Source organism: Streptomyces sp. NPDC001393 (genome assembly GCF_053597455.1).
On the sequence record NZ_JBSFIH010000037.1, the window covers coordinates 73,093 to 85,422 of the forward strand.

Annotated in this window: 10 protein-coding genes and 1 pseudogene; 5 read left to right on the forward strand and 6 right to left on the reverse strand. The window is 71.6% G+C overall.

Going from position 1 to position 12,330, the window contains the following annotated elements; genetic code table 11:
• Nucleotides 1-145 precede the first annotated feature (145 nt).
• Both ACWC2T_RS31330 and ACWC2T_RS31335 read left to right on the forward strand, forming a co-directional pair.
• Nucleotides 146-910, forward strand: a complete 765-nt coding sequence (locus ACWC2T_RS31330; RefSeq protein WP_450673704.1) for a phytanoyl-CoA dioxygenase family protein — start codon at nt 146-148, stop codon at nt 908-910.
• Nucleotides 888-1,688, forward strand: a pseudogene (locus tag ACWC2T_RS31335) (glycoside hydrolase family 48 protein); the annotation flags it as partial. The gene ACWC2T_RS31330 and the pseudogene ACWC2T_RS31335, both read left to right, overlap by 23 nt.
• A gap of 40 nt (nt 1,689-1,728) precedes the next feature.
• Here the strand turns inward: ACWC2T_RS31335 and ACWC2T_RS31340 are convergent.
• The 3 genes from ACWC2T_RS31340 to ACWC2T_RS31350 form a co-directional block, all read right to left on the reverse strand.
• On the reverse strand, nt 1,729-2,478 hold the full coding sequence (locus ACWC2T_RS31340; protein ID WP_450673705.1) for a class I SAM-dependent methyltransferase: 750 nt from the start codon (nt 2,476-2,478) through the stop codon (nt 1,729-1,731).
• Between the two features lie 5 nt (nt 2,479-2,483).
• Entirely contained in the window at nt 2,484-2,792 is a 309-nt protein-coding gene (locus ACWC2T_RS31345; protein ID WP_450673706.1) for a 4a-hydroxytetrahydrobiopterin dehydratase, read from the reverse strand.
• Nucleotides 2,793-2,863: 71 nt separating this feature from the next.
• Entirely contained in the window at nt 2,864-3,991 is a 1,128-nt protein-coding gene (locus tag ACWC2T_RS31350) for an ADP-ribosylglycohydrolase family protein (RefSeq protein ID WP_450673707.1), read from the reverse strand.
• A gap of 29 nt (nt 3,992-4,020) precedes the next feature.
• Between ACWC2T_RS31350 and ACWC2T_RS31355 the strand changes: the two genes are divergently transcribed.
• The 3 genes from ACWC2T_RS31355 (at nt 4,021) to ACWC2T_RS31365 (ending at nt 6,669) form a co-directional block, all read left to right on the forward strand.
• Nucleotides 4,021-4,848: a helix-turn-helix domain-containing protein gene (locus ACWC2T_RS31355; protein WP_450673708.1), complete on the forward strand. Its 828-nt coding sequence runs from the start codon at nt 4,021-4,023 to the stop codon at nt 4,846-4,848.
• 109 nt (nt 4,849-4,957) lie between these two features.
• On the forward strand, nt 4,958-5,821 hold the full coding sequence (locus tag ACWC2T_RS31360) for a helix-turn-helix domain-containing protein (RefSeq protein ID WP_450673709.1): 864 nt from the start codon (nt 4,958-4,960) through the stop codon (nt 5,819-5,821).
• A 38-nt stretch (nt 5,822-5,859) separates the two neighbouring features.
• Nucleotides 5,860-6,669 carry an SAM-dependent methyltransferase gene (locus ACWC2T_RS31365; RefSeq protein WP_450673710.1) on the forward strand — a complete coding sequence of 270 codons (810 nt, stop codon included), beginning with the start codon at nt 5,860-5,862 and terminating at the stop codon, nt 6,667-6,669.
• Nucleotides 6,670-6,697: 28 nt separating this feature from the next.
• Here the strand turns inward: ACWC2T_RS31365 and dnaK are convergent, their stop codons facing one another.
• From dnaK to ACWC2T_RS31380, 3 genes are all read right to left on the reverse strand, one after another.
• Nucleotides 6,698-8,566 carry a molecular chaperone DnaK gene (gene dnaK, locus ACWC2T_RS31370; RefSeq protein ID WP_450673711.1) on the reverse strand — a complete coding sequence of 623 codons (1,869 nt, stop codon included), beginning with the start codon at nt 8,564-8,566 and terminating at the stop codon, nt 6,698-6,700.
• A gap of 137 nt (nt 8,567-8,703) precedes the next feature.
• The gene (locus ACWC2T_RS31375) at nt 8,704-9,129 is read right to left on the reverse strand and encodes an OsmC family protein (protein WP_351212014.1); all 426 of its coding nucleotides are present in this window, start codon (nt 9,127-9,129) and stop codon (nt 8,704-8,706) included.
• Nucleotides 9,130-9,465: 336 nt separating this feature from the next.
• Nucleotides 9,466-11,682, reverse strand: coding sequence for a phage holin family protein (locus ACWC2T_RS31380; protein WP_450673712.1), 2,217 nt, complete (start codon nt 11,680-11,682; stop codon nt 9,466-9,468).
• Between the last annotated feature and the right edge of the window lie 648 nt (nt 11,683-12,330).

The window sequence follows — 12,330 nt, forward strand, 5'->3', positions numbered from 1 at the left end:
TCGCTCAGCCTCTCGCTCGGATGCGGCCAGAGTGCGACGGCGCACGAGGAGACGCCAGTTTCGTTGCCGGTGTCGCAAAAAGGGTGCCGGTACGGCAAAAAAATCCGGGTGCGCGCGAGCGGGCGCGGCGCCAGTATGGAGCTCCGTGGACGACGAACTGGTGCAGCGCTTCCTCAACGACGGCTTCGTGAAGATCGACGGCGCGGTCCCGGCCCCTGTCGCCGAGGACTGCGCCCGGCTGCTGTGGCGGGAAACCGGTTACGATCCGGACGACCGCGGCACCTGGAAGGACCCCGTGGTGCGGCTCGGGGACATGGCCCAGGAACCCTTCGACACAGCCGTCAACTCCCCTGTGCTGCACGAGGCGTTCGATCTGCTCGTCGGCGAGGGCCGGTGGGTGCCGCGCCATTCGCTGGGCGGTTTCCCGCTCCGCTTCCCGCACGCCGAGGAGCCGGACGACGCCGGCTGGCACATCGAAGGCAGTTATCTGCCGCAGGGCGCCACCTGGTACCACGCCAACCTGCGCTCGCGGGACCGCGCGCTGCTGATGCTGTTCCTGTTCAGCGAGGTCACCGAGGCCGACGCCCCGACGCGGATCAGGGTCGGCTCGCACCTGGACGTGCCGCCGCTGCTGGAGCCGTACGGCGAGGCGGGGGCGTCCATCCTGGAGATCGCCCCGAAGCTGGTCGAGGCCACCGACCACCGCCCGCTCGCGTACGCCACCGGCCGTCCCGGCGACGTCTACCTCTGCCATCCGTTCCTGGTGCACGCGGCCCAGCCGCACCACGGCACCCGGCCGCGTTTCATGGCGCAGCCGCCGCTGCATCCCGCGGTGCCGTTCGAGCTGGAGCGGGCGGACGGCGCGTACTCACCGGTGGAGTGCGTGATCCGCCGGGGCCTGGGCCGGTAGGGTCCGGACCCCGGCGGAGCTCACCGGGTCAGGGCAGCGGCGGATACGCGTTCTGCATCAACCGCCGACCTTCTACGGCGTGTACTACGACTGGGAGCCCGTCTACCACGACCCGCCGTCCAACCAGTGGTTCGGGTTCCAGGCGTGGTCGATGGAGCGGGTCGCCGAGTACTACCAGCAGACCGGGAACGCGACGGCCAAGGCGGTCCTCGACAAGTGGGTGACGTGGGCGCTGTCCAAGACCACGATCAACCCCGACGGCACCTACCGGATCCCCTCGACGCTCCAGTGGTCCGGCCCACCCGACACCTGGAACCCGTCGAGTCCCGGCTCCAACAGCGGACTTCATGTCACCGTCGCCGACTACACCGACGACGTCGGCGTGGCGGCCGCGTACGCCAGGACGCTGACGTACTACGGCGCCAAGTCCGGTGACGCGACGGCGATGTCCACGGCGAAGGCGCTGCTGGACGGCATGTGGAACCACTACCGGGACAGCAGGGGCATCGCTGTCCCCGAGACCCGCAGCGACTACAGCCGGTTCGGCGACAGCGTGTACGTGCCGAGCGGCTGGAGCGGCACCATGCCGAACGGCGACGCGATCAACTCCTCGGCCACCTCCACCTCGCTGAGGTCCTTCTACAAGAACGACCCGGCCTGGTCGAGGATCAAGGCCTACCTCAAGGGCGGGGCCGCGCCCGTCTTCACGTACCACCGGTTCTGGGCCCAGGCGGACATCGCCCTGGCCATGGGGTCGTACGCGGAGCTTGTGAGGTAGGCCGACCGTAACCGCACCTGCCACGGCGAAGACTTCGCCGTCAGCCCGCCTCCGCCTTCCGGAACGCCCGCACCGTGAACACCGGGTCCGGGCGGGGGCGGTCCTGGTCCGGGAGGCGGGAGAGGCGGGCGGCGAACTCCTCGGTGCGCGGCTCGCCCGGTGGCAGCCGGGTGAACCAGCCCCGGCGCAGGTCGGCGATGGTGACGCGGGGGCTGCGGCCCTGGCCGACGCCGGGGAACGCGGCGCTGCCGGCCGGCCGGAGCCCGTGCCGGAGGGCGTGCGCGGCGACGGTGGCGGCGGCGTCCTGCGCGGGCCGGCGCGGACGGGAGGCGAGAACGGCGTCGATGTCGCTGCCGACGTCGTGTGCCGCGGCCTTGTCGACGGTGGTGACGTAGACCCCGCCGGGCCGCAGCACCCGGGCGCACTCGGCGACGACCCGGCGGACGTCCTCGGCGTCCTGCAGCAGGTGCAGCAGCCAGATGCTGGTGACGGCGTGGAAGGTGCCGGTGCGGAACGGGAGCCGGCGGCTGTCGGCCCGTACGATCGCGCCCGGCAGCCGCGCACCGGCCCTGCGCACCATGGCGGCGGTGAGGTCGGCGCCCGTCACCCGCAGCGCGGGACGGTCGGCGGCCAGCCGGCGGGTGACGATGCCCGTACCGCAGGCCACGTCCAGGAGCCGGCCCGGCCCCTCGGGGATCAGGCCGAGCACCGCCCGCGTGGCCGCGGCGGCGCGGGCCTCGCCGCCCCGGGACACGTCATAGGCGTCGGCTTCCTTGTCGTAGTCGAGCACGCCCCTCAGTGTGCCTGGTGACCTGGGGCGATGTCCTCCACCCTGCGGGCGAGCGCGAAGTCGTTCGCGGTGAGCGCGCCGCCCGCGCTGTGTGTGTGGACGCTGAGGGAGACGGTGGTGTAGCCGAGGGTGAGGTCGGAGTGGTGGTCCAGTTCGTCCTGGACGGCGGCGATGTGCATGACGAGGGCCGCCGCCGCGACGTGCGAGCCGAGGCGGTAGGAGCGGGTGAGCCGGCCCGTGTCGTCGACCGACCAGCCGGGCAGCTCGGCGAGCCGGTCCTCGATCTCCTTCTGCGACAGCGGTTCGACGGCCATGGCCTCGTTCCTTCCCGGTGACGGCACGGACTCCCAGCGTGCCACAGCCGTACCAGGTCGGCTCCCGTCGATCACCCCGGTCCGAAGAGCCACCCGCGGACCCGCACCGCACCGAGGTCGTCGGCGAGCACGGCGATCCGGGCCCGACCCTCCACCCGGTGGACCCACTCGTGCGGCAGGACATGGTCGCCGTACTGCGCGCCGAGGAGGTTTCCGCAGATGGCGCCCGTGGAGTCGCTGTCGCCGGAGTGGTTGACCGCCATCAGCAGCTTGGTCTCGACGCGGCCCGGATACAGCGCGCAGAAGACGGCGATGGCCAGCGCCTCCTCGGCCACCCAGCCCGCGCCGAGCCTCTCGACACGCTCCGGCGGCGCCACCGAGCGGTCCCCGGCCTCGGTGACGGCGCGCTCCAGGGCCTCGGTCGTCTCCTCGTGGCCCGGGTAGCGGGCCAGCAGCCGCATCGCACGCAGGACCGCGCCCTCCATGGAGTCCCCGGCGACGAGATTGGCGACGATCGCGGCCAGCGTGCCGGCCGCGTAGTAGCCGGTGGGGTGGCCGTGGGTGATCTGGGCGGCGCGGGCCGCCATCTGGAAGGCCTCGTGGTCGTACTCGGCGATGAGGCCGAAGGGGGCCGAGCGCATCACCGCGCCGCAGCCCTTGGAGTCGGGGTTGGCCTCGCCCGGTCGGCCCTCGAGAGGCAGCCACCGGTCGGGGGTGTACCGCTGGGCGACGCCGGACAGGCAGGCGTTGCCGGGGGCACGGCGGGCGTACAGCCACGGCTCGGTGACCAGGCCGTTCGCAGGGCCGGCCGGCAACGGCGCGGTCTTCGGTCCGGGCTGGGACTGGGTGTGCAGCCAGCGTTCATACGCCTGGAGCATCATCTCGGGCCAACGGTCGGAGATGTCCCCCATTCTTCTGCGGTCGTAGCGTTCCCCCTTCCTTTCGAAGGCATATGCCTCGACGAGGGCCTCGGCCGTGAAGAGCGTCATCTGCGTGTCGTCACTGATCAGGCCCACCTCGCCGCGCGGCCCGGGGACCAGGTCGGTCACCCCGTGAGGGCCGTGGGCGGCGCGGATCCGGTCGATGGCGTCGAACTCGACGGGATAGCCCAGCGCGTCGCCGATCGCCCCGCCCAGCAGGCAGCCGCGCACCCTGGCGCGGTACTGCGCCGCGCCGTCCCTGTTCCACGGCCCGTTCATCCATGCACTCCTCGACTACGGTCGTATCCATGACCATTGTCGCGACCGGTAAAGCCACTTGCTCCGCCACCCCGTCCGACAAGGGCGTCGGCCCGCTGCTGCGGGCCTGGCGGGAGCGGCGCCGGGTCTCCCAGCTGGAGCTGGCGCTGCGGGCCGACTCCTCGGCCCGGCACATCAGCTTCATCGAAACCGGCCGGTCCCGGCCCAGCGAGGAGATGGTGCTGCGGCTCGCCGAACATCTGGACGTGCCGGTGCGCGAGCGCAACGCGCTGCTGCTGGCGGCCGGTTACGCCCCGCACTATCCGGAGACCCCGCTGGACGACCCGGCGCTGGACGCGCTGCGCGACGGCATGGAACGCCTCATCCAGGGCTACGAGCCCTATCCGGCACTGGTGGTCGACGCCGGTTACACGGTCGTCGCCGCGAACCGGGGGATCGAGATGCTGCTGGACGGCGTGCCGGAGTCGCTACTGTCGCCGCCGAACGCGATGCGGCTGACCCTGCATCCGGAGGGACTCGCCCCGCGCATCCGCAATCTGCGCGAGTGGCGCGGGCACCTGCTCGCGCAGATGGAGCGGCAGATCGCCCTGCAGCGCTCGGACCAACTGCGCGCCCTGTACGAGGAGGTGGCCGCCTACCCCGTGCCTAAGGACGCGCCGGGGGACGAACCGGCCGAACCCGTCCCGTACTTCGCGCTGCCCCTGCTCATCGAGCACGACGGCCGGATCCTGTCGTTCGTGTCGTCGATCTCCACGTTCAACACGCCGATGGACGTCACCGTCGCCGAGCTCGCCATCGAGACGTTCCTGCCGGCGGACCCGGCGACCGCCAAATACCTGCACACACTGGCCGTTTGACCGCCCGGCGGATCGCTCTGCGCTGTCCGGATTCCCCTCGGACCGGTGTGCGAGAGGGGCCGGCATGGCAGACTGCCCGGGTACTTCGGCGCGTAGGGGAGGGCGTGGCGTGAGTGAGCGGCGGGCTGCGCCCACCGTGGGCCAGGTGGTGCTCGGTAAACGGTTGCAGGAACTGCGCGAGGCGTCGGGCCTCAGCCGAGAGGAGGCCGCCAAGGTCCTCAGGGTGGCCTCGGCGACCGTACGGCGGATGGAGATGGCCGAGGTCGCGCTGAAGATCCCGTACGTGCAGGTGCTGCTCGACACCTACGGGGTGGCCGAGCAGGACGCGGCCGCGTTCGTGCGACTGGCCGAGGAGGCGAACCAGCCGGGCTGGTGGCAGCGCTACCACGACGTGCTCCCGGACTGGTTCAGCCTGTACGTCAGCCTGGAGGGCGCCGCCCGGATCATCCGCTCCTACGAGCCGCACTTCATACCCGGACTGCTGCAGACCGAGGACTACGCGCGGGCGGTGCTGGAGGCCGGGACGATCGGGCAGACCTCGCCCGAGAGCGTGGAACGGCATGTGTCGCTGCGCATGGAACGCCAGCGGCTGCTGGAGCGGGACGACCCGCCCCACCTGTGGGTGATCATGGACGAGACGGTGCTGCGGCGCCCGGTGAGCATGCGCAGCGCGGTGATGCGCGAGCAACTGGAGAAACTGCTGGAGTACGCCGAGCGGGACCGGGTCACGCTGCAGCTCGCCGAGTTCGCGGCAGGCCCGCACCCGGGGACGTACGCGCCGTTCACGCTGTTCCGGTTCGCCGAGCCGGAGCTGCCGGACATGGTGTTCACCGAGTACCTGACCGGCGCCCTGTACCTGGACTCCCGCCCCGAGGTCGCCGCGCATCTGGAGGTGCTGGACCACATGACGGCCCGCGCCGCCTCGGCACAGCGCACCCAGACCCTGCTGCGGGAGCTCCACAAGACCCTGTGACACTACGCACGGACCGCACCGATGGGGGAAACAGCCGCATGACCGCACGCGATGCCACGCCCACGCCGATCGACACCAGCCGTCCGCACCCCGCCCGGGTGTACGACTGGTGGCTGGGCGGCAAGGACAACTACCCGGTGGACGAGGAGCTGGCGCGGAAGATCCTCGCCGTGGACGGCACGGTGGTGCGCGGGGCGCGGGCCAACCGCCGGTTCATGCACCGGGCCGTCCGTACGGCGGCCGAGGCGGGGGTACGGCAGTTCCTCGACATCGGGACCGGCATCCCGACCGAGCCCAACCTGCACCAGGTGGCCCAGGGCGTGGCCCCGGAGTCCCGGGTGGTGTACGCGGACAACGACCCGATCGTGCTGCGGCACGCGGAGGCGCTGCTGCGGAGTTCCGCCGAGGGCGGCACCGACTACGTCCACGCCGACGTCCGCGATCCGGACACCATCCTCCGGCTGGCGGGCGAGACGCTCGACTTCCGCCGGCCGGTGTCCTTGTCCCTGGTCGCCCTCACCCACTACCTGGGCGACCGGGAGGACGACGTGTTCGCTCTGGTCAGGCGGTACGTTGACGAGCTCGCCCCCGGCAGCTTCCTGATCCTCTCCCAGGTCACCGAGGACCTCAGCCCCGATGCCGTGGCCAGGGCGGCCGAGCTGTTCCGCAGGAGCGGCACGCCGTTCCACCCCCGCTCGCTGCCCGAGTTCTCCCGCTTCTTCGACGGCCTGGAGCTGCTCGGCCCCGGCGTCATCCCGGTGCACGGCTGGCGCCCGGAACCGGTGGACGTGGCGGCCCCGGCGGAGGGCGTGGTGCCGGTGTACGCGGGGGTGGCGGTCAAGCGCTGACGCGTGCGGGAGGTCCGCACCGGCGGACTCAGGCCGCTCCCCCCTTGGTGTCCCTGTCCTCGTCGACGATCTCGGCGTCCACGACCCCCTCCTCCTCGGAAGCGCTGCCCTGCTCCGTGGCCGGTCCCCCGGCGGTGCCGGAGGAGGCGGCGGCCGCGTACATGGCCTGCCCCATCTTCTGGCTGACGGTGGCGAGCTTCTCCACCCCGGTGCGCAGGGCGGTGGTGTCGGCGTTCTGTTCCAGCAGGGTCTTCAGTTCCGCCGCGGCCGTCTCCACCTCGCCGCGCGTGTCGGCGGGGACGCGGTCGTGGTTGTCGCGCAGGAACTTCTCGGTCTGGTAGACGAGTTGCTCGGCCTGGTTGCGGGTCTCGGCGGCCTCGCGGCGCCTGCGGTCCTCTTCGGCGTACTGCTCGGCCTCCCGCATCATGCGGTCGATGTCGTCCTTGGGCAGCGCCGAACCGCCGGTCACGGTCATCTTCTGCTCGCGTCCCGTGGCCAGGTCCTTCGCCGAGACGTGCATGATCCCGTTGGCGTCGATGTCGAAGGCCACCTCGATCTGCGGTACGCCGCGCGGGGCGGGCGGAAGGCCGGTGAGGTCGAAGACGCCGAGCTTCTTGTTGTACGCGGCGATCTCGCGTTCACCCTGGTAGACCTGGATGCCGACCGAGGGCTGGTTGTCCTCGGCGGTGGTGAAGATCTCCGAACGGCGGGTGGGGATCGTGGTGTTGCGTTCGATCAGCTTGGTCATGATGCCGCCCTTGGTCTCGATGCCCAGGGACAGCGGGGTGACGTCGAGCAGCAGGACGTCCTTGACGTCGCCGCGCAGGACGCCGGCCTGGAGCGCGGCGCCGACGGCCACCACCTCGTCGGGGTTGACACCCTTGTGCGGGTCCTTGCCGGTGAGGTCGCGGACCAGGTCGGTGACGGCGAGCATCCGGGTGGAGCCTCCGACGAGGATGACGTGGTCGATCGCGGACAGCTGGATCCCGGCGTCCTGGACGGCCTGGTGGAACGGTTTCCTGCACCGGTCCAGCAAGTCGGCCGTCAGCTCCTGGAACTGAGCTCGCGTCAGTTTCTCCTCCAGGTGCAGCGGGCCCTCGGCGGAGGCGGTGATGTAGGGCAGGTTGACCGATGTCTCCGAGGACGAGGACAGCTCGATCTTCGCCTTCTCGGCGGCCTCCCGCAGCCGCTGCACCGCCATCTTGTCGGCGCCGAGGTCGATGCCATGGCTCCCCTTGAACCGCTTCACCAGGTACTCGACGACCCGCTGGTCCCAGTCGTCGCCGCCGAGGTGGGTGTCGCCGTTGGTGGCCTTCACCTCGATGACGCCGTCGCCGATCTCCAGCAGGGACACGTCGAAGGTGCCGCCGCCGAGGTCGAAGACCAGGACCGTCTGTTCGTCGCCGCGGTCCAGGCCGTAGGCGAGGGCGGCGGCGGTCGGCTCGTTGATGATCCTGAGCACCTTCAGGCCCGCGATCTCCCCGGCCTCCTTGGTGGCCTGGCGCTGGCTGTCGTCGAAGTACGCCGGTACGGTGATCACCGCGTCCGTGACGTCCTCGCCGAGGTAGGCCTCCGCGTCCCGCTTCAGTTTCTGCAGCACCCGCGCGGACAGCTCCTGGGCGCGGAAGCGGGTGCCGTCGACCGACCCCTGCTCCGGAAAACGCCAGGAAGCGTCTCCCATGTGCCGTTTCACCGACCGGGCGGTGCGCTCCACGTTGGTCACGGCCTGCCGTTTGGCGACCTCGCCGACCAGCACCTCCTTGTTCTTCGCGAAGGCCACCACCGACGGTGTGGTCCGCGCGCCCTCCGCGTTGGTGACGACGGTGGGCTCGCCGCCCTCCAGGACGGCCACCACCGAGTTCGTCGTCCCGAGATCGATCCCGACCGCACGTGCCATGGTCCGTCCCCTTCCGCCCGGGCGCCTGCCGCACTCCCAGCACAGGACGTGCCCGCGACGCTGTCAATGGCCGGGTACCCGCACACGGCGATGCCGCGCCCCGGGAGCGGGACGCGGCATCCGGGACCGTACGGGCGTCAGGCCAGCTCGGCCGTCAGTGTGATGGTCGTACCGGCCAGGGCCTGGCTGACCGGGCAGTTCTTCTTGGCGTCCTCGGCGGCCGAGGCGAAGCCCTCCGCGTCCAGGCCGGGCACCTCGCCGCGCACGGTGAGGTGGATGCCGGTGATGCCCTCGCCCGGCTGGAAGGTCACGTCGGCCTTGGTCTCGAGCCGGGTGGGCGGGGTGCCGGCGCCGGCCAGACCGTGCGAGAGGGCCATGGAGAAGCAGCTGGAGTGGGCGGCGGCGATCAGCTCCTCGGGGCTGGTCTTGCCGTTCGCCTGCTCGGCGCGCGACGGCCACGACACCGCCTGCTCGCCGATGCCGGAGGAGTCGAACGTGACGACGCCGTGCCCCTGGAGCAGATTGCCTTCCCAGAGGGTGTGCGCGGTGCGCGTGGTGGCCACGATGGTTCCTTTCGCGTCGGGTTCCGTGACGTGAGATCCCGTTACGGGGGTTTTCCGTGCCCCTATCCGATCACATCCGGGCTCATCGCACTCTGAAGACCGGCCCACGCGGCGTGAACGGGAGGTGACTTCCCTGCGGGATCAGACAGGCGTGCTCGCGGCGCACCCACAGTACGTCGCACCAGCCGTCGGTGATCACACGCGGGCGGCCGGGACGTCCCGGGCCTCGGCGTCCAGGAACGGACAGTACGGCTCGTCCCGGGCGATCGTCTCCGGGGAACACGGGCCGGACGGTGGCGAGGCCGAGGAGGGGTTCGGGGACACCGGCGGCGAATTTCAGGCGGCCTGCTCGTCCTCGGTGTCGTCGGGGCGGGTGTCGTCGATGCCGGTTTCATCGCTGCCGGTTTCATCGGTGAGCGGGATCTGGGGCCCGTTCAGCTCGCCCAGCCAGCGGCGCAGCACCCGGTGCACCTGCTCGGCGCCGGTCAGTTCCGCCTCGCCGTCCACCGGCGCGGACAACTCCAGCGGCGAGAGCAGGAAGGGGCGGGCCTGGGCGCCGCCCAGGCCCCCGTGGGAGCCGATCTGTTCCTCGAAGGCGAGGACCTCGCCGTCGGCGGGGTCGAAGGCGGAGTTCACCATGATGTCGGCGGTGTGCGGGAAGGAGTGGGTGCGGCGGACCGCGGCTACGGCGCCGGGACCGAACCGGGCCAGCGGGCCGGGCCGTTCGTCGAGCTCGGCCAGCGGGATCTCGGCGCCGTGGGCTCCCAGCACCACGCCGTCGTGCTCCGCGCTGCGCACCAGCAGGAAGCCGATGCCGGGGTGGTTGGCGAGAGTCGTGAGCAGGGCGGGGTGGCGGGCGTCGATCTCCTCCTTGGTCATGCGGTGGGGCACGTCCGGGAAGGACACCAGGCCGAGGTTGCCGGAGGCCAGCACGATCGGCTCGGAGCCCGGGGCGGGGTGGTGCCGCTCGCTCTTCTCCTCCACGGGGCGGCGCAGCGCGGCCCGGACGGCGGCACGGGCCTCCGCACCACTGTGCGTGCGTTCGGCTCGGCGCGGCACATGCAGCCCGCAGCCGGCCCGGACCAGGTCGCCGAGGGTGAGTCCGTACCGGAAGCGGAAGGTCTCACCGGGGCTCTGCCCGTGGTCGGAGAGGACGACGATGCGGTAAGGGCGGGGCGCGTGCTCGGCGACCCGCTGCAGGAGGGCGAGGGAGCGGTCGAGCCGCTGCAGCACCTTCTCGGCGTCCCGGCTGCCCGGACCGGAGTGGTGGGCGACCTCGTCGTAGGCCACGAGATCGGCGTAGACGGCGGTGCGCCCGGCGAGCATGTCACCCATCACCGCGGCGACGACGACGTCCCGTTCGACGACGGTGGCGAAGGCGCGCACGAGCGGGTAGAGCCCGCCGCGGCTCACCCGGGGGCGCTGTCCGCGCAGGCGGGCGCGGATGGACTGGCCGATCTCGCGGGCCACTTCGGCGATGAAGGACAGGGCCGTGCGGACGGCGTTCGCGGGGTCGGAGAAGTAGGCGAAGTAACCGGCGCGGGAACGGTTCTCCCGGGCTCGGCGGCGGGTCGCGATGGACAGCACGAGGGCCTGTTCACCGGCACCGCCGCTGAAGAGGTTGCCACGGCTGGCGCCGTCCACGGTGAGCAGTCCGCCGTCGCCTGTATGCAGTATGGCGCGGCGCTGCAGTTCGGCCGCGCTCGTCGGTCGATTGCATACCATCACCTCCCCCCGGTCCTTCTCGTACCAGCGGAACGCGGGCACGTCGAAGGTGCTGCCGTGGAGAATGCCGAGCTGGCTGGCACCGGTCTGGCTGGACCAGTCGGTGCGCCAGGGGGTGAGGCGGTGGGTGGGCCGGGGGGCGGGCCGAGGGCTGTCGTCGCCGGTCGCCTGTATGCGATCCGCGCTCTGCACCTCGCCCGTCGCCTGGAACCCGTCACCGGTCGGCTGTACACCGTCGCCCGACCCGAGCCAGCCCGCGACCGTCGGCATCAGTCCCTTGCGGACCGCGTCCCCGATGACGTCGTGGCCGACGCCGTCGAGCTGGACGACGACCAGGCCGGGGGTGGTCGGGCAGGGCGGGTCGGATCTGCGGCGGCGGGCGGCGAGGCGGTGCAGACGGCGCCGGTAGGTCTCGTCGTCGCGTACGGCGAGGGCCGCGCCGGTGGCGGAGGCAACGGCGGACATCACGGCGGCCACGATGACGGCGGTCTCGGGGGCCGCCTCGCCACGGCCGGAGGGATTGATGCGCAGGGCGAGCAGCAGCAGGGATCCGTTGAGGAAGAAGACCAGCAGGCCGAGCACGAGGGCGGGTACGAGGAGCAGCAGCCGGACCAGGAGCGGCCACACCACGGCCGACAGCACACCGAACGCCCCGGCGCCGCAGGCGGCGGTGACGGCGATGCGGGTGGCGCTGTCGCCGTCGGCGGACTGGAGCCGGAAGTCGGGCAGGAGCGCGGCGAGGACCAGCATGGTGAGGGTGGAGACCGCCCATACGGTGGTGCTCCGTCCGACCTGACGGGCGACCCGCCGCCATCGCACCCCTCGCACGCCCCCACACCTCACGTCCCGGCCCGCTCGACTGCCGGGGCCTCGCTCCACCTTGTCACAGGGGTTGGCATGCACGGCCGTTCACAGCCGTAGGCAGCCGATGTGATCGCGTTGTCAGTCCCCCCTGTCATCATCCCGCCATCCGGTACGACGCCTTGGTGGCCGCAACCCGCAGAAGCGACTCACGGATCGAGGTAGGTGCCCGATGAACCTCGCAGCCCGGCTGATGCGTGCGCTGACCGACCCGGACTTCACGCCCGCGAGGACCCGGACGGGCCCACGGACCCGTCGCAGGTCTCCGACGAGGAGCTGGGCAGCCTGCGCGTGGCCGCCAACCGGGTGGACGCACTCGTCGCACAGTGCGAGGAGCGCGGCTGGGCGGACCTCACCCTGGGACTCCTGCCCTGGAGCACTGCACGGGGCCTCTCCCCGACATCGCCGAACCGGCCCGCGCCCCGGTCGAGTTCTGGCTGGAGCAGGAAAGGGTGCGTCAGCCGTACGCGCTGCTCGCGATCGCGGAACTCGCCGGTGACGCGACACTGCGCGCGGCCGTGGAGTCTGATTCGAAAATCCACCACCTGCCCAGGTCAGACCGCGTCCGCTGATTGGAGGGACACTTGATAACCGAGCATGTTGAGCTGACTGACC